This window comes from Acidovorax kalamii (genome assembly GCF_002245625.1).
In the GTDB taxonomy this organism is placed as follows: domain Bacteria; phylum Pseudomonadota; class Gammaproteobacteria; order Burkholderiales; family Burkholderiaceae_C; genus Acidovorax; species Acidovorax kalamii.
The window spans coordinates 782,607-802,935 of the sequence record NZ_NOIG01000004.1 but is presented as its reverse complement, the minus strand read 5'-3'; the positions used below and the strand labels follow the sequence as shown (position 1 = coordinate 802,935).

Sequence of the window (20,329 nt, the reverse complement as noted above, 5' to 3'; positions counted from 1 at the left end):
ACGGCACAATCCGCCCATGCAAGACTTTGCCAGCGCCGCCATGGTCCGCCTGCTGGTGCGCGCCATGGCTGCGCACGGGCTGGTGCCGCCACCGCCCCCACCGGTTGCCGACGGGCTGGCCGCGAGCCACGTGCCCCTGGCCTACAAACGCAGCGTGGTCGAAGCCGTGCTGCACCAGGGCGGCCTGGGCACGCTGCTGCAGCTGGCCCAACGGGTGGACCTGCTGGCGGGCGACCCGGTGCACCGCGCGCTGCTGGGGGCAAGCAGCCCGCCCGAGCTGATGGCACGCTGGCAGCGGCTGGAGCGGTATGTGCATTCGCGCCACCAGGTCAGCATCACGGCCAGCATCCCCGGCGAACTGGCACTGCGCCACCACGCGCGCCCCGGTGTGCCGGAAGAGCCTCACCCCACCGAAAGCCTGGCCGTGCTGGGTGTGCTGGTGGGTGCCAGCCAGGCCCTGGACGTGCGCGGGTTGCGGGTGGAGATCGGCGCGCCCGAGGCCGCAGGCCACCGCGTGAACCTGCGGATGGAAGCCCCTGTCGCCACCCCGGCCGAACTGCACGCGCAACTGGCACCGCTGGCCGCGCAAAAATTGCTAGGCCATTGGACCTTGCATTGGGAACATCACGACAGCAACGCACCCACAACCCCCACCCAGCAGCCCCAGCCCGCCACCCACCTGTGCGACGCCCTGCCGTGGCCACCGCTGGCGCACCAGCTGGCGCGCCATGTGCTGCAGGACCCGGCAGCGCTGCACACGGTGGATGCACTGGCCCAGCACACGGGCCTGGCCCGCCGCAGCCTGCAGCGGGCGCTGACCGAAAGCGGCCTGAGCTGCCGCCACATCGTGACAGAGGCACGTGCGCGGGTAGCTGCGCAATGGCTGCTGGAGAGCCCGCATGGCCTGGCTGAAATCGGGTTTGCGTGCGGCTTTGCCGACCAGCCCCACTTCACACGCGAATTTGCGCGGCATGTGGGCCTGACCCCGGCGCGCTACCGGCAGGCGTTTGCCGGTGAATGCATGGCAGAGCCGCAGAAACTATCAATTTGATAGCAAATAGCCGATATCCATCGCGCGGAAACCGCGATTTTCATTCAAGATTCTCGGCTTTGGACGGCAGCCCGGCCACGGGTGCGCGCCTGCGCGTGGCGCCACCGCCCTGGGGCAGTGCCACCGTGGGCAGCAAGGCCCGTGCGGCCGCCCCACCCGCAGCGGCCGGGGCCATCAGGTCGGCCAGCGTCACACCGTCCAGCACCGCCAGATAGGCCTGCATGGCCTGCCACAACACGCCCTTGAGGCGGCAGTGGCTGCTCAGGCGGCACTGGTTGGTGGCGGGGTCAAAACACTCCACCAGGTTGAAGTCGGTCTCGGTGGCGCGCACCACGGCGCCGACGTTGATGGCCGACGCAGGCACCATCAGCCGCATGCCACCGCCCCGCCCGCGCGTGGTCTCCAGCAGCCCCTGGGCGGCCAGCTGCTGCACGATTTTCATCAGGTGGCTGCGCGAGATGCCATAGCCCTCGGCCACTTCGGTGATGGTCGCCGGCTGCTCGCGGGCTTCGGTGGCCGCGCAGTACATGAGCACGCGCAGCGTGTAGTCGGTCCATTGGGTCAAGCGCATAGGTTTTGCCGCAGGTCAATTTAAAGAGGCATGCGGAATGAATTTTATTGAATAAAATATTCACACCAAATGAATCTTTAAAAGGACCCGCCATGAACGCCCGCGTTGACCACCTGGATACTGCTCCCGCCCACCCTACGCCCCTCAGCACCGACCAGCAGATCGGCCAGATCGCGGTGCAACTGCCCGGCGCCACGGCGGTGTTCCGTCGGCTCAAGCTCGACTTTTGCTGCGGCGGCCAGGTGAGCCTGGCCCAGGCGGCGGCTGACAGGGGGCTGGATGCCAACGCCGTGCTGGCCGAGCTGGCCACCCTGCAACGCAGCGACGCCGTGCCCGAAGCCGCATCGCCCAGCGCGCTCATCGACCACATCCTGGCGCGCTACCACGAGGTGCACCGCCAGCAGCTGCCCGAGCTGATCCGCATGGCCCGCCGCGTGGAAGCCGTGCACCGCGACAACCCCCATGTGCCCGCCGGGCTGGCCGACCACCTGGAAACCATGCACGAGGAGCTGCTCTCGCACATGCTCAAGGAAGAGCAGGTGCTGTTCCCCATGCTCAAGAGCGGCGGTAACCCCTTTGTGGGCCAGCCCATCGGCATGATGCGCGCCGAACATGTGGACCACGGCGAGGCGCTGGACAAGCTCAACGCCCTGACCAACGACGCCACGCCCCCCCAAGGCGCCTGCAACACCTGGCGCGCGCTGTATGCAGGCATTGCCCAGCTGGGCGACGACCTCATCCACCACATTCATCTGGAGAACAACGTGTTGTTCCCGGTTTTCGAGGCCAGCGCGGCACCTGCGTCGCAAGCTTGCGGTCCGTCAGGCTGCGCCTGCAGCGGCGGGGGCACACTGCAGGCATGACGCAGCAAACACCTTTACCCGACAGCCCCGTGAGCCATCTGCCACCCAGCGTGGAAAGCATTACGCGGCTGGTGCATGGCTTCTACGGCGATGTGCGCCAGGACCCGCTGCTGGGGCCTGTGTTTGAAAAGGCCCTGCACGGCCAGTGGGACACCCACCTGCAGCGGCTGGTGGACTTCTGGAGCACGGTGGCGCTGGGCACGCGCAGCTTCAAGGGCGACGTGTTTGGCAAGCACATGGCGCTAGAGGGCGTGACGCCCGCCCACTTTGCGGCCTGGGTGGGGCTGTGGCAGCAGCACACCCGCCGCCTGTTTGCGCCCGAGGTGGCGCACAGCCTGCAGGTGGCGGCGCATGGCATTGCGCGCAACCTGTTCCGGGGCTACTTTGGCAGCGACCCGGCGTTTGTGCCGCCGCGCAGCGAGCACGGCGGGGATTGAGTCAGGGCCCGGCCTATTGGGCCGGGGCCAGTTACTTCTTTTTGTCGCCAGGCGTGAAGAACAGCGCCAGGCCCACCGCAATCAGCGCCACCGGCCACCACACCCGCAGCAGCTCGCGCAGGCTGATGCTGATCAGCCCCAGGTTGGTCAGCAGAAAAAACACGCCCAAAACGACCAGGACGATCGCAGCGATATGGCCTCTCATGTGCATTCCCTCGGGTAGTTGTGTGAATGGGCGCGATTATGGCGGGCCGGAGAGCTGGGCCCCCAGGTGATCCACAAACACACGCACCTTGGGTGACAAATGCCTGCTGGAGGGCCACAGCGCCCTGAATTGGCGGCTGGGGCCCATGTCCTGCTCCAGCACGCTGACCAGTCGGCCATCGGCCAGGGCATCGCGCACCAGAAAGTCAGGCAGACAGGCAATGCCAAGCCCGCGCAGCGTGGCACCTAACACCGCCTCGATGTTGTTGCAGGCGAGTACGGTGCGCAGGCGCGGCTCGGGGCTGTCCAGGTTCTCGCGCCAGGGCCAGTCGAGCAGTTTGCCGGAGTCCGGGTGGCGAAAACGCACGCAGGCGTGCAGCTCCAGGTCGCGCATGGCAACGGGGGTGCCATGGCGCGTCAGGTAGGCCGGGGCCGCGCACAGCAACAGCCGAAACGCCTGCAAAGGGCGCGAGACAAGACGGGAGTCGCGCAGGTCGCCGCTGCGGATGGCCACGTCAATGCCTTCGTCGATCAGATCGACCGCACGGTCGCTGAAATTGATGTCCAGCTCCACTTCGGGGTGGCGCGCCAGAAACTCCGGCACCAGGGGAATCAGGAAGTGGTAACCCACGATGGGCGCGCTCACCCGCAGCCGTCCACGGGGGGCCTCGCGCGACAGGGACAGCATGGCCTGCGCATCGTCCAAGTCATCCAGGATGCGCCTGCAGCGCTCGTAAAACAAATTCCCCTCTGCCGTGAGCTGGATGCGCCGGGTGCTGCGCTGCAAAAGCCGCACACCCACCTCCTGCTCCAGCCGCGCCACGCCCTTGCCCACGGCAGACGCGGAGATCGCCAGCGCCCTTCCCGCCGCCACAAAGCTGCCCAGTTCTGCCGTTTTGACAAAGGCCCACATGCCGCTGAACTTGTCCATATGCCCCGCCGTTTTAGGTGTGTGCAATGCGCCCCATTCAAGCGTTTCATTCCGCAATGAAAGGAATAGAAACCACTTTTTTAACCATTCAAGCCAGTTTAATCTTCTCCAACCCACCCTCAAAACCCAGCGCATGACCACCCCGTTGTTCATTCACGCGAGCGCCCAAAGTCCCAGCGCTCTCCATGATTCACTGCTTGGCCTGCAAGCGGAATATCTGTCCTGGGTGCACCGCGAGATGGCGCGGTGCACTCCCGAAGTCGAGCTGCCGCAGGCCAATGGCGACGTGGATGTGGTTCAGGCGCTCTGCGCCGGGCTCTCAACGGGCAGCGCGCTTTATCTGATCGAAGTGGACGGCAAGGCCGCTGGCATGTGCGGCCTGCGCAGACTGGCTGGCAACATCGCCGAGATCAAGCGCCTGTACGTCCGCCCCGCCTATCGGGGCATGCAGCTGGGGTCGTCGGCCCTGCAAAGGCTGCTCGCAGATGCCCACCGATGGGGCCACACTCACCTCTGCCTGGATACCGCCCCCTTCATGGAGGCTGCACACCGGCTGTACGACACCCACGGGTTCACCGACTGCGCAGCGTACGAAGGCACCGAGGTGCCTGTCGCGTGGCACAGCCAGTGGCGTTTCATGCAGCGCAGCATCGCTCCCGCCCGCCCATGAGGACATGTTTCGCACGGCATGCCAGGCGCGCAGGCTTGGCCGCCAGCCTGCTCCTGCTGCCCCTGGTGCTGCAGAGCTGGGGCCACCACTGGGTGCGTGTGGCGGACATCAGCCTGCTGTACGTGATGTTGGCGCTGGGCCTGAACGTCGTGGTGGGCTATGCGGGCCTGCTCGACCTGGGGTATGTTGCCTTCTACGCTCTGGGTGCCTACCTGTTTGCGCTGCTGACCTCGCCGCACCTGACAGAGCACTTTGCCTGGATCGCAGCACGGTTTCCCAATGGGTTGCACACCCCCTGGTGGGTGACCATCCCGTTGGGCGCGGCGCTGGCAGCCATCCTGGGCATGCTGCTGGGGGCACCCACCCTGAAACTGCGCGGCGACTATCTCGCAGTGGTCACGCTGGGCTTTGGCGAGATCGTGCGCTTGCTGGTCATCAACATGGGCCACCCTGTCAACATCACCCACGGCGCACAGGGCCTGGGGCTGATCGACCCGGTCCGCATCCTGGGGGTGGACCTGGGCAAACCTCTGGTCGTGGCAGGCCACGAACTGGCCTCTGTCACCCTCTACTACTACCTGTTCCTGGCCCTGGTGCTGCTCACCATAGGGACCTGCCAGCGCCTGCAGGATTCGCGCATTGGCCGCGCATGGATGGCCATCCGCGAGGACGAAACTGCGGCACGCTCCATGGGCATCAACACCCGCAATCTCAAGCTGCTGGCTTTTGGCGTGGGAGCCAGTTTTGGCGGTGTCACCGGCGCCATGTTTGCGGCCTTCCAGGGCTTTGTCTCGCCCGAAGCCTTCAGCCTGAACGAGTCAGTGCTCATCGTGGCCATGGTGGTGTTTGGCGGCATGGGCCATATCCCGGGCGTCGTCCTGGGAGCCGTGCTGCTTGCTGCCCTGCCCGAAGTGTTGCGCTACGTGGTCGGCCCTTTGCAGGCGGTGACCGACGGACAACTGGATGCCGGAGTGATGCGCCCCTTGCTGATTGCGCTGGCGATGATCGCCACCATGCTGTGGCGCTCCAGCGGTCTGTGGCCAGCGCCCGACAAGGCACAGGCACCCGGGTCAGCCCAAGCAGCCGGGCACGGCGGGTAACTGGCAGATCAGGACCTGTTCAGGATCTCAGCGTTCTGCAGCGCGCGCTCCGCGCAATGGCTTGAGCAGGTCCGACAAACCGTTGTGGTCAATCTCATGCATCAGCGCCAGCAACTGACCCAGCTCGCCCTTAGGGAAGCCCTCGCGCGCAAACCAGTTCAGGTAGTTGCCGGGCAAATCGGCCAGCAACGTGCCTTTGTGCTTGCCATAGGGCATCTCGGTGGTGACCAGGCGCTGCAGCTTGTCCGCATCCATCGCCAACCCCTCAGCCGCCTGCGCGCTTGACCTTGTGGCCGAGTTTTTGCAGCGCGGCCATCACACGCTCCACATGGTCGCCTTGCACTTCGATCACGCCGTCTTTCACCGTGCCGCCGCTGCCGCAGGCGGCCTTGAGCTGCTTGCCCAGTTGCGTGAGTGCAGCCTCGTCCACCAGCACGCCCTTGACCAGGGTCACGGCCTTGCCGCCCCGGCCCTTGGTTTCGCGGGACACGCGCACGATGCCGTCGCCGGTGGGCAAAGGCTTGTTCTGCTTGCAGGTGCATTGCGCCACGGGCTGGCGGCAGTCGGGGCACATGCGGCCCGATTCGGTGGAGTAGACGAGGCCACCCAGGTCTGCGAATGACTTCATCGCTTGTGCTCCACCTCGTTTTGCAGCATGTGGAAGTCCAGCAGGCGGGTGGCCAGCAGGGTTTCGGTGAGGAAGCACACCAATGCCAGCAGGAAGGACGCCACGCCCGCCAGGAAACCCGCCACCGCCAGCCGGTTGGACTGGAAGTTGGTCGTTTCGCCAAGGAACAGCAGGATGATGGTGATGCCGATCAGGAAGGCGCAGAACGTGAGCAGGGCAATGCAGCCGTTGGCCAGCCGCCCACGCAGGCGCAGGTCGGCCAGCTCCTTGTAGGCGCGGGCCAGAAACTCGGGCTCGGTGCTGGCACGGGCACGGTCTTCCACCACGCGGGCCCGGTCGATGATACGGGCCAGGCGCCCTGCCACCGCGCCGATCATACCGGACACGGCGGTGAGCAAAAACACAGGGGCCACCGCCAGCTGGATGCCGTGGGTGATGGCAGAAGAGTCAAGGGTGAGGGCCATGGCGCTACCAAAAAGGGAAAACCGGCGGGGCGCCGGTGGCTCCGATTATCTGCGCGATGCCCCTTTGCAGGGCCCGCAGTGCGGCCCGGAATGCCATCGCCCCGGTGCGCGCGGGGGCCAGGACAGCAACTGCGGCGACAATCCCCCCATCTCCTTCCCCGTTTCGCGCTGCTGTGTGGCCCTTCCTGCCGCCGCCCCAGCGCCGCTTCCATGCCCTTTGCCTCCCTCGGTCTGTCCCCTGCCCTTGTCCACGCTGCAGAAAAAGCGGGTTTTGTCGCGCCCACGCCCATCCAGGCAGGCGCCATCCCCGCCATCCTGCAAGGGGCTGACCTGCTGGGGGCAGCCCAGACGGGGTCCGGCAAAACAGCGGCTTTTGCCCTGCCTTTGCTGCAGCAACTGCAGCTTAGCGCGACGCAAGGGCCTGGCGGCCCGCGCCGGGTGCGCGCCCTGGTGCTGGTGCCCACGCGCGAGCTGGCGGCCCAGGTGGGCGAGGTGCTGCGCAGCCTGGCCCAGCACCTGCAGCAACCGCTGAAAGTGGCCATCGTGTTTGGTGGCGTCTCGATCAACCCGCAGATGCTGGGCCTGCGTGGCGGCGCCGACATTGTGGTGGCCACGCCGGGCCGCCTGCTGGATTTGGTGGATCACAACGCGCTGCGCCTGTCGGCCGTGGCGCACCTGGTGCTGGACGAGGCCGACCGCCTGCTGGACCTGGGCTTTGCCGAAGAGCTGCAGCGTGTGCTGGCGTTGTTGCCCGCACAGCGGCAGAACCTGTTCTTCTCGGCCACCTTCCCTGCAGCGGTGCAGGCGCTGGCCGATGGTCTGCTGAAAAACCCCGTGCGCGTGGAGGTGCCCCACACCCCGGGCAACGAACCCGCCATCGAACAACGCGCCATTGCGGTGGACGCCAGCCGCCGCACCCAGTTGCTGCGCCACCTGGTCAAGGAGCACAACTGGTCGCGTGTGCTGGTGTTTGTGGCCACGCAGTACGCGGCCGAGCATGTGGCCGAGAAGCTGTACAAGGCGGGCATTTATGCATCGCCTTTCCACGGCGGCCTGAGCCAGGGCGCGCGCAAGCAGGTGCTGCAGGAGTTCAAGGACGAGCGCTGGCAGGTGGTGGTGACCACCGACCTGGCCGCGCGTGGCATCGACATTGCGCAGCTGCCTGCGGTGGTCAACTACGACCTGCCGCGCTCGGCCGTGGACTACGTGCACCGCATCGGCCGCACCGGCCGCGCGGGTGAGAGTGGCATGGCCGTGAGTTTTGTGACGGCCGATGCCGAGGCGCATTTCCGGCTGATCGAAAAGCGCCAGCACCTAGCCCTGCCGCGCGAGCAGATTGCGGGCTTCGAGCCCACCGAAACCGCAGCCCCCGCCACCGATCCGCAGGGTACCGGGGGCGTCAAAGGCAAACGGCCGAGCAAAAAGGACAAGCTGCGCGCCGCTGCGGCTGCGGCCGCTGCAACGTCAATCGCCGAAAAAAAAGGCTCCTGAACGGAGCCTGGGAGCGGGAAAAAGCGGCGGGGTCAGGCCCCTTCGACATCGCCATCAGCCGCATCCACGCCATGCACCTCGGCCGCGCCTGCAGCGCGGGGCTGGCGCTTGCCGGGCTTGGCGAGGATTTCCACATAGAACTGCGCCCCGCCCTCGGCCGCGACTTCATTGATCAGCCCGGTCAGGGCCGATAGATGCGCCACGGCGGCGTCTTCCTTGGTGCGGCCAAAACGGCAGTCAAAGTCCCAGAAGTCAGCGCCTTCCGGCAGGTCGCGGCGCCGTTCGCGTTTGATGTACTTGCGGATTTCGTGCTTGACGGCATCCAGAACGCGGTCGCGGTTCTTGCCTTCAACGTGGAGTTGGAAAGTTTTTCTCATGGGCGATGGTACCGCCTGTGACACCCGCCCGTTCCCAGCCAGGCCCCCAGGTGCCACAATGGTGCATTACTTTTGGTTACCACCAAGCCCCATGTCCCACGACCTGCGTCTGCTGCACCTGCTGCCAGCGGCTGTGCTCGTCACACAGGATGGCGCCATTCGCTTTGCCAACGCGGCCAGCGTGGAGCTGCTGGAAGCGCCCAGCGCCGACAGACTGATCGGCCGCCTCTCGGGTGATTTTGTGCACCCCATCGACCAGGTGCGCTCCAGCAACCGCATCCAGCAGGTGGCCGTGCCCGGGCAGGCGGGGCGGCCCAACAAATCCTCCGAGTTCCGCATCCGCACCGCGCGCGGCAACCTGCGCATGGTGCTGATCAGCAGCATGGCGACGGAGTGGGACGGCGCCCCCGCCGTGCTCATGTGTGGCCTGGACATGACCCACCAGAGCGAGATCGAAGCCCAGCTGCGCGAGAGCGAGCAGAACTTCCGCCGCCTGTTCGACAGCCTGCAGGACGTGTACTACCGCACCAATGCCCAGGGCGTGGTGCAGCATGTGGGGCCTGGGGTGCGGCGTGTGCTGGGCTACGAACCGCACGAGATCGAGGGCCGCACGGCAGAGTCGTACTACCCGCACAGCTCCGATCGCGATGCGTTCAAGGCCGCGATCCTGGCGGATGGTGAGGTCAGCGACTTTCCCGGCCAGATGGTGCGGCGCGACGGCCAGGTGATCGACATCTCCATCAGCAGCCACGCGCTGTACGACCATGCGGGCAATTTCGCGGGGGTCGAAGGCATCTACCGCGACGTGACGCAGCGCAAGAACCTGGAGCGCGAGCTGCAGCGGCTGGCCACCACCGACATGCTCACCGGCATTGCCAACCGACGCGCGTTTCTGGAGACGGCGGAATCCGCGTACGCCCACTCATGCCACAGCGGCGAGCCGCTCACGCTGCTGATGCTGGACCTGGACCATTTCAAGGCCATCAACGACCGCTATGGCCACCTGGAGGGGGACCGGGCCCTGGTGGCCTTTGCCCAGGCCGTCAAAAGCCAGCTGCGCGCCAGTGATGCCGTGGGGCGCCTCGGGGGCGAGGAATTTGGTGTGCTGCTGCCGCTGACCACCCTGGCCGAGGGCCTGGAGGCCGCCCACCGCATCCTGCAGAGCGTGCGCGCGCTGCAGCTGAACGACGACACGGGCCAGGCCTACCGCATCACCACCAGCCTGGGTGTGGGCGCCTTCCGCCAGAGCGACCGCAGCCTGCGCGACATGCTGGACCGCGCCGACCAGGCGCTTTACCTGGCCAAGCACCGGGGGCGCGACCAGATCGCCTCGCTCGAAACCCCGGGCGACTGATGCGGGGCGACCCGCCCCTGCCGTGTCTCCGCAAGGCAGGCGGGGCCACGCCACTTTTACAAGCGCATCCGCTCCTGCTGCAGGTTCCACAGGCAGGCGGCAATCCCCAGCAGCATTTCCATCACCTGCTCGGCGCCCTGCTGCGACAGCTCCAGGCCGTCGATGATCATGGCCAGTTGCGCAATCGCGTCCTCAGGCGCTGACGCGCCGCCACTGCGCGCCACTTCGGCAATGGCGATCAGGACATCGGTGTGATTCATCGCCGGGCTACCGGTGCGCCACCGTCCCACCGGTGCATGGTCACGGAAGATGCGGGCACGCCGTGGCCTAGCGCGGCGCCATGGACAGCTGCGGCTGGCGCGGCGTAGCCCCTGCGGGCAGCGCCGCCCCCAGCGCGTTTGGCGCTGTTGATGGCAGCGGCAACCCGCCCTGTCGGGGCCCCTCCAGTGCATCCACGGCCGGGCGGGCCCCATCGGGCGCCAGCCGGAACTGGTGGATCACCTCCAGCAGGCGCCGGACCTGGTTCTTCACACCGGTGGAGGCGGACGAGCTGTCGTCCACCAGGGCGGCGTTCTGCTGCGTGGCAACATCCAGTTGCCGCACGGCCTCGCCAATCTGGGCGATGCCCCGGGCCTGTTCCTGGCCCGCGTTCTGAATCTCGCTAATCAAGGCCACGACCTGGTTCACATGCCGCACGGTGTTGGCCACGCGCTCACCCGCCTGGCCCACCAGCGCCGAGCCCCGCCCCACGCCCTGCACACTGGCCGCGATCAGGCCCCGGATCTCACGCGCCGCCGTGCTGCTGCGCTGCGACAGCCCCCGCACCTCGCCCGCCACCACGGCAAAACCCCGGCCCTGCTCGCCCGCGCGGGCTGCTTCCACGGCGGCATTGAGGGCCAGCAGGTTGGTCTGGAAGGCGATGTCGTCGATCACCTTGATGATGTCGGTGATCTTCTGCGACTGCAGGTTGATCTCCTGCATGGTGGCCACCACGTCACGCATCACGCTGCCGCCTTCATTGGCCACCTTGCTGGCCTCTTGCGCCAGTTGCGTGGCGCGGTGGGCGTTGTCGGTGTTGTGTTGCACGGTGATGGTGAGCTGCTCCATCGAGGCCGCTGTCTCCTGCAGGTTGGAGGCCTGCACCTCGGTGCGGCGGGCCAGGTCTTCGGCGCCACCGGCCATCAGCACGGCATCCCGGGCCACGGTTTCGGTGCTGTCGCGGACCTCGGTGATCACGCGCACCAACTGCTGGTTCATCTCCCGCAGGGCGCCCAGCAGTTCGGCGGTTTCATCGGTTCCGCGCACCACAATCTGCGCGCTCAGGTCGCCCCCTGCCACCGTGCGGGCCAGTGCCACGGCCTGCTGCAGAGGGCGCGAGATGGAGCGCGTGATGACCAGCGCCATCGCCGCCCCCACCAGAAGTGCCAGCGCGGTCGCGGCCAGCATCCACACATGGATGGTCTCGCTCATCGCCTTGGCGGCACCAAACTCTTCTGCGCCCACCTCGATCTGCAGGCCCACCAGCTGCTCGACCGCCGCCTGCACCTTGGCGGCCTGGGGGCGGATCTGGGTGATGTACAGCTCCGACCCGTCGTCGTACTTGCCCGAGACCAGCGCCTGCGCGGCGGGCAGCAGCCCTTTGTCCAGGTACTGGGTGTTGGCCTCGGCAAAGGCCTGGGCCAGGGATTGTTCTTGAGCGGCCAGCGGCTTGGCCGTGTAGCTGGCCCACAGGCTGCGGATGCGCTCGACGTTCGCCGTCAGCTCGGTGTGGCTGGCCTGCAGGTTGCTGGTGCCAGGGTCCATCAGCATGTCCATCACCAGCACCCGGTTGCGCTGGGTGAGGTGGCTGATCTCGGACAGCACGCCCAAAGGCACCGTGCGGTCGCCATACAGCGCTGCGCTGCGCTCGGTCAGGCGCTTGGCACCGCTGATGCCGCCCGCCGCCAGGGCCGAGATCAACAGCAGCAGCACGGCAAATGCCAGGGCCAGTCGGGTGCCAATTTTGATTTTTTGAAGCATCTGAAGGTCTCGTCAATGTCCCGGTGGCGGCCCCGGGGGCACCACCATCGCGTTCGATCCGTGTGGCGAAAACCTGGTGTGGTCGTGCCACCCCTGTTTCAGCCACCATTTCCGGCCACGGTATGGCCGTCGGAGAAAGATACTATTTGTTTCAAATGACAAAACCATGACGCAGCAACAAGACCATTACACCCTCACCGGGCTTTAAAGAAAGATAATATTTTTTTGATAAGCTACCGGCCTCGCAGGCCAGGGGCCCGCAGGGTTTCGACAAATACAAACATATTCAAAACAAATAACAGAAAAATCCATGAAAACTATCTACGCCCTTTTGACCCTCTCATGGGCCCTGCTGACCGCGGGCGCCGCTGGCGCGCAGACTGTGACCGGTGCAGGGTCTTCCGCCGCAGCGCCCATTTACCGCAGCTGGGCCAAGGCCTACACCAAGGCCACGAGCTCCGGGGTGGCCTACGATCCCGTCGGATCCAGTGCGGGCATGAAGAAAATCCAGCAGCAGGCCGTGGGCTTCGGGGCCACCGATGTGCATCCGTCCGACAAGGATCTGATCGAGCACGGCCTGATCGCCCTGCCCGTGGCCATCACCGGCATCAGCCCCATCGTCAACCTGCCCAAGGTCCAGAACGCGCAGCTGCGTCTGACGGGCGAAGTGCTGAGCCGCATCTTCATGGGCGAAATCACCCGCTGGAACGCCCCCGACATCAACGCCCTGAACCCGGACACGCCCCTGCCCGACCTGCCCATCAAGGTGGTGGTGCGCGCCGACGGCTCGGGCACCACCTACAACTTCGCGGATTACCTGGCCAAGGTCAGCGCCCCATGGAAGGCGTCTTTTGGCGTCAAGACCAGCATCAAATGGCCCGACGGCCATCTGGCTTTCAAAGGCAGCGAGGGCGTGGCCAAGGGCGTGCGCGACACCGTGGGCGCCATTGGTTATGTGGATTTTGGCTATGTGGCCGAGTACGGCTTGGCCTCGGTGCAGATGAGGAATGCCGAAGGTGTTTTTGTCAAACCCTCCATCGATGCTTTCAAGGCCGCACTGGCCAACAGCGAATGGTCTGCCACCGGCGCATTCAACAACACGCTGACGCAGAAGCCCGGCAAATCGGCGTGGCCCATTACCATGGGCACGTTTGTGGTGTTCCCCAAGGTCACCAGCAACCCGGAGCAAACCACCCAGGCGCTTAAATTCATTATCTGGTCCTTTGTGAATGGCGATACCCTGGTCAGTGAAAATAATTTTGTGCGCCTGCCCGACCGGGTGCAAGCCACTGCATTCAAGGTCATCACATCCATTCGCGACCAAAAAGGAACGCCCTTGGGCTTGAGTTTGATTTCTTCTTCCGCGCCTTTGCAGCAGTAAATCAACCAAATCCCAAATTACTGAAAATTAATTTTTATATTCATTTTCATTAATCAAAAAACAATTCAGCGCGAGCGCCGCAGTCATCCATGGAAATCGAGTTCAAGTTCTGCATTCCCCCCGAGCGGCTGGCCGCCGTGCAGGCGGCCGTGCGCCGGGGCCGGTGGACGCCGATCCGCATGGAGGCGCGCTACTTCGACACGCCCGACGCGGCCCTGTCGTCCCGGGGCATTGCCTTGCGGCTGCGCCGCGAGGGCGCGCAGTGGGTGCAGACCGTCAAAGCCCTGGGCCTGGGCCCGCTGGACCGGGAAGAACACAACGTGGTTCTGGGCGATGCTCCTCCGAGCCTGGCGCCGCGCCCCGAGTTGCATGCGGGCTCGGTCGCTGGTGCGCGGCTGGTGGCGGCGCTACAGGCGGCCCAGGGCCCTTTGGTAGAAACCTACGGCACAGAGATGGACCGCGTGACTCGGAACATCGCTTTCAAAGGGGGTGTGGTGGAGCTGGCTCTGGACACCGGGCGGGTGGTGGCCCGGCGGGGCACCCCACAGCAACAAGAAGCCCGCATCTGCGAGCTGGAACTGGAACTCACCACCGGGCCCGTGGCAGGGCTCGCCGCCCTGGCCACCCGCTGGGCCACGCGGCATGGGCTGTATCTGAGCACGGTGTCCAAGGCCGAGCGCGGCGAGCGGCTGCTGGCAGCGCAATGGTCCCGGCCTGCCACCAAAGCCAGGGCCATGGTCGCCCATGCTACGGGCCCCGCCTTTTGGCAGGGCCCGGCCTTGCAGCGGGCCGTGGTCGCCTATTGCCTGCAGCAGGTGCTGAGCAACAGCAGCGAGATCGCGGAAGGCACGGGCACCGATGAACATGTGCACCAGTTGCGCATTGGCCTTCGCCGCCTGCGCACGGCCCTGCGCGAGCTGGCGCCGCTGGCCCCCGGCCGTTTCGACCCCGCGTGGGACGCGCCCCTGGTGGACGTGTTCCGGCGTCTGGGCGAGCTGCGCGACCGAAGCCAGGTGCTGCAGTCCGTCCATGCCCGCATGCAGGCCGCCGGTGCCCCTGCCCTGGCCGAACCGCCCACGGGCAGTGCCAGCGCAGCAGGTGCCAGCACGGGTGCAGCCGACATCGTGCGCACCGCCGCATTCCAGACCGCGCTGATCGGTCTCATGGCCTTCACGGCCCAGAGCCACGCGCCCCTTGCCACCGCGCCAGACACAGACGCGGACGGAGCGGAAGCCCTGGGGCCGAAAGACACCCACCGCCTGCTGCAAAAACGCATCAAGCGCCTGCACACACAGGTGCGCCAGGACGCGCAGGGGTTTGCCGCACTGACCATGCAAAAGCAACATCGGCTGCGCAAACGCCTCAAGCGCCTGCGCTACCTCACCGAATTCGTGGCGCCGGGGCTGGATGCCGACAGCGCCGCTTTTCTGGACAGCCTGCAGCCCGCCTTGTCGGCCCTGGGCCAGCTGAACGACGAGCGCGTGGCCCAGGGGCTGTATGACGACCTGGCAACCACCTCCAATGCCCCTGTGGCCTGGTTTGGCCTGGGCTGGCTGGCGGCGCACCAGGCCCTGGCGGTGGCGGCCTGCGAACAGGCCCTGTCGCACCTGGCCGACGCTCCCCGCCTGCGCAAAAGCGGCGTGCGCTGAGCGGTGGCGCGCAGCCGCACAGCAGCACATCCACACAACTGTGCGCAGGCGGGAGCAGGGCACAATGCCCGCATGACGGCCACTCCCCCTGCCCGGCGCCACCACACCGGTGCACGCCCCTCCCACCACCCCACCCCGGACAAAGACCAGATCGCCCTGCTGGAACCATTTGAGCGCCTGGGCACCGACCGCATAGCACTCGTCTCCACGCCCACCCAGGCCGACAAGGCCTGTGATGCCCTGGCCGCTGCCAGCGCCTGGGGGTTTGACACCGAATCCAAGCCCACCTTCGTGCAGGGCGAGCAGTCCGACGGGCCCCACGTCGTGCAGCTGGCGACACTCGACCATGCCTGGGTCTTCCAGCTGCACGACCCCGGCTGCCGCGCGCGTGTGGCCGAGCTGCTGGCGCTGCGCGGCGTGACCAAGGCGGGTTTTGGGCTGGGCGACGACACCAAGCGCATACAGGCCAAGCTGGGTGTGCAACCCAGCGACGTGCTGGAGCTGAACACCGTGTTCCGCCAACGCGGCTACCGCAAGGACATGGGCGTGAAAGGCGCTGTGGCCGTGCTGTTCAACCGGCGCTTCATCAAATCCAAGAAAGCCGCCACCTCCAACTGGGCCAACGAAAAACTCACCGAGGCCCAGCTGGTCTACGCCGCCAACGACGCCTGGGCGGCGCTGCGGGTGTTCCTTGCGCTGCAGGCCCCCGCCGCCACCTGAGGGCCTGCGTCAGGCCAGGGCACACAACCGTCATTTGCTATTAAATATATAGCTATTCAGGCATATCCAGAGCGCGGTAACGGCCTTTTTTTGCCGTAAACCACGCCCTGCCCGTGCCTCACAGGCGCGCCGCCAGCCGCGCGGCCTGGTCGATGGCGCGCTTGGCGTCCAGCTCGCCCGCCTCCAGCGCACCGCCGATCAGATGGGGCTTGCGGCCCTGGGCCTCCAGGTCCTGCGCCAGACTGCGCAAGGGCACCTGGCCCGCGCACAGCACCACGGTGTCGCACGGAATCCAGGTCGGGTCCTCGCGCTTTTCGCCGTACGAGACCAGCAGCCCTTCGTCGGCAATGCGCTCGTAGTTCACGCCGCCCACCATCTCCACCGCTTTCATCTTGAGCACCGTGCGGTGGATCCAGCCCGTGGTCTTGCCCAGGCCGTTGCCCAGCTTGCCCTTCTTGCGCTGCAGCAGCGTCACCTGCCGTGCAGGGGGTGTCACGCGCGGGCCGCTGGCAGCCAGGCCACCGCGCGCTTCGGCCGGGTCGGTGATGCCCCATTCGGCCTTCCAGGCAGGCAAATCGAGTGTGGTGGAGGGGTGGTCGCCGTGCGTGAGGAACTCGGCCACGTCAAAGCCGATGCCGCCCGCACCGATGATCGCCACGCGCTCACCCACCGGCTTGCCGTGGCGCAACACATCGATGTAGCTCAGCACCTTGGGGTGGTCCTGGCCGGGGATCTTCGGGTCGCGCGGCTCCACACCGGTCGCGACGATGACCTCGTCAAAGCCCGCCAGGTCGGCGGCTGCGACCTTGCGGTTGAGGTGCAGCTTTACCCCCGTGTCCTCCACGCGCGTGCCCAGGTAGCGCAGCATTTCGTGGAACTCTTCCTTGCCCGGAATCACCTTGGCCATGTTGAGCTGGCCGCCGATGGCGGGCGCCGCGTCGAACAGGTGCACCTCGTGCCCGCGTTCCGCCGTCACCGTGGCGGCGGTCAGGCCCGCAGGCCCGGCACCCACCACGGCGATGCGCTTGCGCGACGACACCGGGCGGTACACCAGCTCGGTCTCATGACAGGCGCGCGGGTTGACCAGGCAGCTGCTGGTCTTGTTCTGGAACACATGGTCCAGGCAGGCCTGGTTGCAGGCGATGCAGGTGTTGATGCGGTCGGCCCGGCCCTGCGCCGCCTTCTTCACAAACGCGGCATCGGCCAGCAGCGGCCGCGCCATCGACACCATGTCGGCGCAGCCGTCGGCCAGCACCTGCTCGGCCACCTCGGGCGTGTTGATGCGGTTGGACGTGACCAGCGGCGTGGCGATGCCTGCCGCGGCAAACTCGGCCTTCATCTTCTGCGTGACCCAGGCAAACGCCGCGCGCGGCACGCTGGTGGCTATTGTTGGCACCCGCGCCTCGTGCCAGCCGATGCCGGTGTTGACGATGTTCGCCCCGCCCGTGGCCACGGCCTTGCCCAGGGTGACGATCTCGTCCCACGCGCTGCCGCCGGGCACCAGGTCGATCATCGACAGGCGGTAGATGATGATGAAGTCCGGCCCCACGGCCTCGCGCATGCGGGCCAGAATTTCCACCGGCAGGCGCATGCGCTGGCTGTAGTCACCGCCCCATTCATCGCGCCGCAGGTTCGTGGCCTGCGAGAGGAACTGGTTGATGAAGTAGCCCTCGGAGCCCATCACCTCCACACCGTCGTACCCGGCCTCGCGCGCCTTCACCGCGCAATTGACGAAGGCGCGGATCTGGCGCTCCACCCCGCGCGCCGACAGCGCAAACGGCGTGAACGGTGAAATGGGCGACTGCAGGCGCGACGGCGCCACGGCCAGCGGGTGGTAGGCGTAGCGGCCCGTGTGCAGGATCTGCAGTGCAATCTTGCCGCCCGCGCCATGCACCGCGTCGGTCACCACCCGGTGGCGTTTGGCCGCGCCCGAGGTGGACAAGGTGCCCGCAAACGGCTTGGCCCAGCCCGCGATGTTGGGAGCGAAGCCGCCCGTCACGATCAAGCCCACATCACCTTCTGCCCGCTCACGGAAGTACGCCGCCATGCGCGAGAGGTCGCGCCCGTCCTCCAGCCCGGTGTGCATGGAGCCCATGAGCACGCGGTTCTTCAGGGTGGTGAAGCCGAGATGAAGGGGGGCGAGCAGGTGCGGATACAAGGCGGCGCCAGGCATGGGGGCAGCGGCTGCAGAGGCGGCAGGAGCAGCCATGGGAGGAGAGGAATGCATGGAACGATCGTGGACTAGAAGGTTTTTCTAGAACTTTATTCTAGAATCCCGTTCCATGGCAAGCCGCAATTCCCCGCCCCCCGTCTCATCCCCCGCCGAAGCAACGGCAGACCGCCGTCAGGACATCCTGAACGCCGCCCTGGCCTGCGCGGCCGAAGGCGGGGTCGATGCCGTCACCATCGATGGCGTGCGCGCGCGTTGCGGGGCCAGCGTGGGTAGCATCTACCACCACTTCGGCAACCGCGACGGCATCGTGGCGGCACTGTTCTTTGACATCTTTCACGACCAGTCGCGCAGCGTGCAGGCGCAACTGGATGCCGCCCAAGGCGTGGAGGCGGGCGTGCATGCCCTCGTCACGGGCTATCTGGACTGGGTGGTGGCGCAGCCCGAGCGGGCGCGTTTTCTGTTTCAGTCACGCGGCGCGGTGGCTGCTGGCCCCCGCACGCCCGACCTGGCCGACGCAGCCCACCGCCGCAACCAGGCACTGGTGGCCTGGTTCGAGCCCCACCGCCGCACCGGTGCGGTGCGCGACCTGCCGTGCGAGCTGATGCCATCGCTGGTGATGGGGCCGGTGCAGAGCTATTGCAGGGCCTGGCTGTCGGGCAATGCGGCCCAGGGCGGCCTGCCCTCGCCCACCACCTACCGCGCAGAGTTGGCAGACGCGGCGTGGCGGTCGGTGAAAGCCTAGAGCCAGTTCAGTAGTGCGGAGGCAACTCGTCGCGCAGGTTGCGCGGCGCCACGCCGCCGCCCTCGGGCACCTGGCGGCGCAGCTGGATGACCTCCTGCGCGAGGCGGTCGATCAGCTCCTGCTGGCGGTAGATCGTCATGTTCAGCTGGTCCAGCAGGTCTTCGGTGAAGCTGGCCTTGATCTCCAGGCTTTCGAGGCGCTGGAGAACGCTGGCGAGATCGTTGGCGTCAGACATGGAGGCGTCAGATCGCCTGGCCCAGGCGCGCGACGCCTTCGCGGATCTTGTCCACATCGGCCGTGGCGAACGACAGGCGGAAGGTGGCGTGGTCGGGGTTGGCGCAGAAGAATGGCGTGCCGGGCACAAAGGCCACGCCCTTTTCAATCGCACGCTTGGCCAGCACGTTGCCATCGGCCACCTTGCCACCTGCCCCTGTGAGGCGTGCCCACACGAACAGGCCGCCCTGCGGCTGCACAAACTCGATGGCATCACCCAGCTCCTTGCGCAGCGCGTCGCCCATGGCCTCGGCGCGCTCGGCATACACCTTGCGCACGTTGGCCAGCGTGCCAGGCATGCGGCCGGCCTTGAGGTACTGCGCGGCTGTGGCCTGGGCAAAGGTGCTGGTGTGTGCGTCGCTGAACTGCTTGCACATGGTGGCCTTGCCCAACAGCTCGGCCGGGGCAATCATCCAGCCCACGCGCAGGCCGGGCGACAAGACCTTGCTCAGGCTGCCGCAGTGCACCAGCAGCTCACGGCTGCCGGGCACGCTGGCCGACAGGTTGAGCAGGCTGGGCGGAGGCGCGTCGCCAAAGTACAGGTCGCCGTAGGGGTCGTCCTCGACGATCAGGGTGTTGTGCTTCACGGCCATCTCCAGCACGGCCTTGCGGCGCTCGGCGCTCAGCATGGCGCCACTGGGGTTGCCGAAGGTGGGGATCAGGTAGACGAACTTGGGCTTGTGCTCGGCGATGAGCTTTTCCAGTTCATCCGTCTTCACGCCGTTGCCGTCGATGGGCGCGCTGATGAGCTCGGCGCCGTACAGGCGGAAGCACTGGATGGTCGCCAGGAAGGTCGGGCCTTCCACAATCACCTTGTCGCCGGGGCTGATGAGCGTCTTGCCCAGCAGGTCCAGCGCCTGCTGGCTGCCGGTGGTGACGATGAGGTTGTCGGCCGCCACATCCTTGGCGCCCTTGCTCGTCATGAAGGCGGCCAGTTGCTCGCGCAGCGGGTTGTAGCCTTCGGTGGCGCCGTACTGCAGTGCTGCGCCGGGCTCCTCGGCCAGGGCTGCATTGCTGGCGGCGCGGATGCCTTCCACGTCGAACATCGCGCTGTCGGGGAATCCACCCGCAAAGCTGATGATGCCGGGCTTGCCCAGCAGCTTGAAAAGCTCGCGGATGGCGGAGGTTTCTACGTTGTTCAGGCGGTCGGCAAATTGCATGGCGTGGACAGAAGTGGGTGGCAAAGGATCCCGCATTGTCGCCAATTGGCGTGCAGGTTTCCTGCGGCTTA

Annotated in this window: 23 protein-coding genes; 11 read left to right on the top strand and 12 right to left on the bottom strand. The window is 66.6% G+C overall.

Annotation, left to right across the window (positions count from 1 at the left end; genetic code table 11):
- Window positions 1–16 precede the first annotated feature (16 nt).
- Window positions 17–1,051 (top strand): helix-turn-helix transcriptional regulator, encoded by a 1,035-nt coding sequence (locus CBY09_RS06795; RefSeq protein WP_094287673.1) that lies wholly within the window; start codon window positions 17–19, stop codon window positions 1,049–1,051.
- A gap of 40 nt (window positions 1,052–1,091) precedes the next feature.
- Here CBY09_RS06795 and CBY09_RS06790 read toward each other — a convergent pair whose 3' ends face one another.
- Window positions 1,092–1,622: an RrF2 family transcriptional regulator gene (locus tag CBY09_RS06790; RefSeq protein WP_094287671.1), complete on the bottom strand. Its 531-nt coding sequence runs from the start codon at window positions 1,620–1,622 to the stop codon at window positions 1,092–1,094.
- A gap of 92 nt (window positions 1,623–1,714) precedes the next feature.
- Here CBY09_RS06790 and ytfE point away from each other — a divergent pair, with 92 nt between their 5' ends.
- Together ytfE and CBY09_RS06780 are read left to right on the top strand one after the other, a co-directional pair.
- Window positions 1,715–2,485 carry an iron-sulfur cluster repair protein YtfE gene (gene ytfE, locus CBY09_RS06785; RefSeq protein WP_205734102.1) on the top strand — a complete coding sequence of 257 codons (771 nt, stop codon included), beginning with the start codon at window positions 1,715–1,717 and terminating at the stop codon, window positions 2,483–2,485.
- The gene (locus tag CBY09_RS06780) at window positions 2,482–2,922 is read left to right on the top strand and encodes a group III truncated hemoglobin (RefSeq protein WP_094287669.1); all 441 of its coding nucleotides are present in this window, start codon (window positions 2,482–2,484) and stop codon (window positions 2,920–2,922) included. Before ytfE ends, CBY09_RS06780 begins: the two co-directional genes overlap by 4 nt.
- Window positions 2,923–2,953: 31 nt before the next feature.
- Here the strand turns inward: CBY09_RS06780 and CBY09_RS23825 are convergent, their stop codons facing one another.
- Window positions 2,954–3,127: a LiaI-LiaF-like domain-containing protein gene (locus tag CBY09_RS23825; protein WP_165773869.1), complete on the bottom strand. Its 174-nt coding sequence runs from the start codon at window positions 3,125–3,127 to the stop codon at window positions 2,954–2,956.
- Between the two features lie 36 nt (window positions 3,128–3,163).
- The gene (locus tag CBY09_RS06770; protein ID WP_094287665.1) at window positions 3,164–4,057 is read right to left on the bottom strand and encodes a LysR family transcriptional regulator; all 894 of its coding nucleotides are present in this window, start codon (window positions 4,055–4,057) and stop codon (window positions 3,164–3,166) included.
- A gap of 133 nt (window positions 4,058–4,190) precedes the next feature.
- On the opposite strand from CBY09_RS06770, the gene CBY09_RS06765 reads away from it, so the two are divergent.
- Both CBY09_RS06765 and CBY09_RS06760 read left to right on the top strand, forming a co-directional pair.
- Window positions 4,191–4,727: a GNAT family N-acetyltransferase gene (locus CBY09_RS06765; protein WP_165773868.1), complete on the top strand. Its 537-nt coding sequence runs from the start codon at window positions 4,191–4,193 to the stop codon at window positions 4,725–4,727.
- Window positions 4,724–5,827, top strand: coding sequence for a branched-chain amino acid ABC transporter permease (locus CBY09_RS06760; RefSeq protein WP_094287649.1), 1,104 nt, complete (start codon window positions 4,724–4,726; stop codon window positions 5,825–5,827). Before CBY09_RS06765 ends, CBY09_RS06760 begins: the two co-directional genes overlap by 4 nt.
- A 27-nt stretch (window positions 5,828–5,854) precedes the next feature.
- On the opposite strand, the gene CBY09_RS06755 is transcribed toward CBY09_RS06760, so the two are convergent.
- Genes CBY09_RS06755 through CBY09_RS06745 form a run of 3 tightly spaced genes read right to left on the bottom strand, consistent with a single transcriptional unit; the run spans window position 5,855 to window position 6,919 of the window.
- Window positions 5,855–6,082 carry a DUF3820 family protein gene (locus tag CBY09_RS06755; RefSeq protein ID WP_094287647.1) on the bottom strand — a complete coding sequence of 76 codons (228 nt, stop codon included), beginning with the start codon at window positions 6,080–6,082 and terminating at the stop codon, window positions 5,855–5,857.
- A gap of 10 nt (window positions 6,083–6,092) precedes the next feature.
- The gene (locus CBY09_RS06750; protein WP_094287645.1) at window positions 6,093–6,455 is read right to left on the bottom strand and encodes a translation initiation factor Sui1; all 363 of its coding nucleotides are present in this window, start codon (window positions 6,453–6,455) and stop codon (window positions 6,093–6,095) included.
- Window positions 6,452–6,919, bottom strand: coding sequence for a DUF2721 domain-containing protein (locus tag CBY09_RS06745; RefSeq protein WP_094287643.1), 468 nt, complete (start codon window positions 6,917–6,919; stop codon window positions 6,452–6,454). Before CBY09_RS06745 ends, CBY09_RS06750 begins: the two co-directional genes overlap by 4 nt.
- Window positions 6,920–7,129: 210 nt before the next feature.
- Here CBY09_RS06745 and CBY09_RS06740 point away from each other — a divergent pair, with 210 nt between their 5' ends.
- Entirely contained in the window at window positions 7,130–8,410 is a 1,281-nt protein-coding gene (locus CBY09_RS06740; protein WP_094287641.1) for a DEAD/DEAH box helicase, read from the top strand.
- A gap of 32 nt (window positions 8,411–8,442) precedes the next feature.
- Here CBY09_RS06740 and CBY09_RS06735 read toward each other — a convergent pair whose 3' ends face one another.
- On the bottom strand, window positions 8,443–8,787 hold the full coding sequence (locus tag CBY09_RS06735) for a DUF6172 family protein (protein ID WP_094287639.1): 345 nt from the start codon (window positions 8,785–8,787) through the stop codon (window positions 8,443–8,445).
- Window positions 8,788–8,878: 91 nt separating this feature from the next.
- Between CBY09_RS06735 and CBY09_RS06730 the strand changes: the two genes are divergently transcribed.
- On the top strand, window positions 8,879–10,141 hold the full coding sequence (locus CBY09_RS06730; protein ID WP_094287637.1) for a sensor domain-containing diguanylate cyclase: 1,263 nt from the start codon (window positions 8,879–8,881) through the stop codon (window positions 10,139–10,141).
- Between the two features lie 56 nt (window positions 10,142–10,197).
- Here CBY09_RS06730 and CBY09_RS06725 read toward each other — a convergent pair whose 3' ends face one another.
- A complete protein-coding gene (locus CBY09_RS06725) occupies window positions 10,198–10,401 on the bottom strand; it encodes a hypothetical protein (RefSeq protein WP_063461871.1) in 204 nt (67 codons plus the stop codon).
- 67 nt (window positions 10,402–10,468) lie between these two features.
- Window positions 10,469–12,160: a methyl-accepting chemotaxis protein gene (locus CBY09_RS06720; protein ID WP_094287635.1), complete on the bottom strand. Its 1,692-nt coding sequence runs from the start codon at window positions 12,158–12,160 to the stop codon at window positions 10,469–10,471.
- A gap of 310 nt (window positions 12,161–12,470) precedes the next feature.
- Here CBY09_RS06720 and pstS point away from each other — a divergent pair, with 310 nt between their 5' ends.
- The 3 genes from pstS (at window position 12,471) to CBY09_RS06705 (ending at window position 15,910) form a co-directional block, all read left to right on the top strand.
- Complete coding sequence (gene pstS, locus CBY09_RS06715; protein ID WP_094287633.1) at window positions 12,471–13,541, top strand: phosphate ABC transporter substrate-binding protein PstS; 1,071 nt, start codon at window positions 12,471–12,473, stop codon at window positions 13,539–13,541.
- A gap of 89 nt (window positions 13,542–13,630) precedes the next feature.
- Window positions 13,631–15,190, top strand: a complete 1,560-nt coding sequence (locus tag CBY09_RS06710) for a CYTH and CHAD domain-containing protein (protein WP_094287631.1) — start codon at window positions 13,631–13,633, stop codon at window positions 15,188–15,190.
- Window positions 15,191–15,262: 72 nt separating this feature from the next.
- Window positions 15,263–15,910 carry a 3'-5' exonuclease gene (locus tag CBY09_RS06705; protein ID WP_094287629.1) on the top strand — a complete coding sequence of 216 codons (648 nt, stop codon included), beginning with the start codon at window positions 15,263–15,265 and terminating at the stop codon, window positions 15,908–15,910.
- Between the two features lie 118 nt (window positions 15,911–16,028).
- On the opposite strand, the gene CBY09_RS06700 is transcribed toward CBY09_RS06705, so the two are convergent.
- Window positions 16,029–18,083 carry an NADPH-dependent 2,4-dienoyl-CoA reductase gene (locus CBY09_RS06700; RefSeq protein WP_094288093.1) on the bottom strand — a complete coding sequence of 685 codons (2,055 nt, stop codon included), beginning with the start codon at window positions 18,081–18,083 and terminating at the stop codon, window positions 16,029–16,031.
- Between the two features lie 109 nt (window positions 18,084–18,192).
- Between CBY09_RS06700 and CBY09_RS06695 the strand changes: the two genes are divergently transcribed.
- Window positions 18,193–18,825 carry a TetR/AcrR family transcriptional regulator gene (locus CBY09_RS06695; RefSeq protein WP_094287627.1) on the top strand — a complete coding sequence of 211 codons (633 nt, stop codon included), beginning with the start codon at window positions 18,193–18,195 and terminating at the stop codon, window positions 18,823–18,825.
- A 7-nt stretch (window positions 18,826–18,832) separates the two neighbouring features.
- Here CBY09_RS06695 and CBY09_RS06690 read toward each other — a convergent pair whose 3' ends face one another.
- Together CBY09_RS06690 and CBY09_RS06685 are read right to left on the bottom strand one after the other, a co-directional pair.
- The gene (locus tag CBY09_RS06690; RefSeq protein ID WP_094287625.1) at window positions 18,833–19,060 is read right to left on the bottom strand and encodes a SlyX family protein; all 228 of its coding nucleotides are present in this window, start codon (window positions 19,058–19,060) and stop codon (window positions 18,833–18,835) included.
- Between the two features lie 7 nt (window positions 19,061–19,067).
- The gene (locus CBY09_RS06685) at window positions 19,068–20,258 is read right to left on the bottom strand and encodes an aminotransferase-like domain-containing protein (protein ID WP_094287623.1); all 1,191 of its coding nucleotides are present in this window, start codon (window positions 20,256–20,258) and stop codon (window positions 19,068–19,070) included.
- Between the last annotated feature and the right edge of the window lie 71 nt (window positions 20,259–20,329).

Bases quoted from the DNA above. Each gene is read 5' to 3' on its own strand.
- CBY09_RS06710 (WP_094287631.1), top strand. From the start codon at position 13,631: ATGGAAATCGAGTTCAAGTTCTGCATTCCCCCCGAGCGGCTGGCCGCC.
- CBY09_RS06740 (WP_094287641.1), top strand. From the start codon at position 7,130: ATGCCCTTTGCCTCCCTCGGTCTGTCCCCTGCCCTTGTCCACGCTGCA.
- CBY09_RS06690 (WP_094287625.1), bottom strand. From the start codon at position 19,060: ATGTCTGACGCCAACGATCTCGCCAGCGTTCTCCAGCGCCTCGAAAGC.
- CBY09_RS06760 (WP_094287649.1), top strand. From the start codon at position 4,724: ATGAGGACATGTTTCGCACGGCATGCCAGGCGCGCAGGCTTGGCCGCC.
- CBY09_RS06685 (WP_094287623.1), bottom strand. From the start codon at position 20,258: ATGCAATTTGCCGACCGCCTGAACAACGTAGAAACCTCCGCCATCCGC.
- CBY09_RS06770 (WP_094287665.1), bottom strand. From the start codon at position 4,057: ATGGACAAGTTCAGCGGCATGTGGGCCTTTGTCAAAACGGCAGAACTG.
- CBY09_RS06735 (WP_094287639.1), bottom strand. From the start codon at position 8,787: ATGAGAAAAACTTTCCAACTCCACGTTGAAGGCAAGAACCGCGACCGC.
- CBY09_RS06725 (WP_063461871.1), bottom strand. From the start codon at position 10,401: ATGAATCACACCGATGTCCTGATCGCCATTGCCGAAGTGGCGCGCAGT.
- pstS (WP_094287633.1), top strand. From the start codon at position 12,471: ATGAAAACTATCTACGCCCTTTTGACCCTCTCATGGGCCCTGCTGACC.
- CBY09_RS06790 (WP_094287671.1), bottom strand. From the start codon at position 1,622: ATGCGCTTGACCCAATGGACCGACTACACGCTGCGCGTGCTCATGTAC.
- CBY09_RS23825 (WP_165773869.1), bottom strand. From the start codon at position 3,127: ATGAGAGGCCATATCGCTGCGATCGTCCTGGTCGTTTTGGGCGTGTTT.
- ytfE (WP_205734102.1), top strand. From the start codon at position 1,715: ATGAACGCCCGCGTTGACCACCTGGATACTGCTCCCGCCCACCCTACG.
- CBY09_RS06730 (WP_094287637.1), top strand. From the start codon at position 8,879: ATGTCCCACGACCTGCGTCTGCTGCACCTGCTGCCAGCGGCTGTGCTC.
- CBY09_RS06750 (WP_094287645.1), bottom strand. From the start codon at position 6,455: ATGAAGTCATTCGCAGACCTGGGTGGCCTCGTCTACTCCACCGAATCG.
- CBY09_RS06705 (WP_094287629.1), top strand. From the start codon at position 15,263: ATGACGGCCACTCCCCCTGCCCGGCGCCACCACACCGGTGCACGCCCC.
- CBY09_RS06695 (WP_094287627.1), top strand. From the start codon at position 18,193: ATGGCAAGCCGCAATTCCCCGCCCCCCGTCTCATCCCCCGCCGAAGCA.
- CBY09_RS06720 (WP_094287635.1), bottom strand. From the start codon at position 12,160: ATGCTTCAAAAAATCAAAATTGGCACCCGACTGGCCCTGGCATTTGCC.
- CBY09_RS06700 (WP_094288093.1), bottom strand. From the start codon at position 18,083: ATGCCTGGCGCCGCCTTGTATCCGCACCTGCTCGCCCCCCTTCATCTC.
- CBY09_RS06780 (WP_094287669.1), top strand. From the start codon at position 2,482: ATGACGCAGCAAACACCTTTACCCGACAGCCCCGTGAGCCATCTGCCA.
- CBY09_RS06795 (WP_094287673.1), top strand. From the start codon at position 17: ATGCAAGACTTTGCCAGCGCCGCCATGGTCCGCCTGCTGGTGCGCGCC.
- CBY09_RS06745 (WP_094287643.1), bottom strand. From the start codon at position 6,919: ATGGCCCTCACCCTTGACTCTTCTGCCATCACCCACGGCATCCAGCTG.
- CBY09_RS06765 (WP_165773868.1), top strand. From the start codon at position 4,191: ATGACCACCCCGTTGTTCATTCACGCGAGCGCCCAAAGTCCCAGCGCT.
- CBY09_RS06755 (WP_094287647.1), bottom strand. From the start codon at position 6,082: ATGGATGCGGACAAGCTGCAGCGCCTGGTCACCACCGAGATGCCCTAT.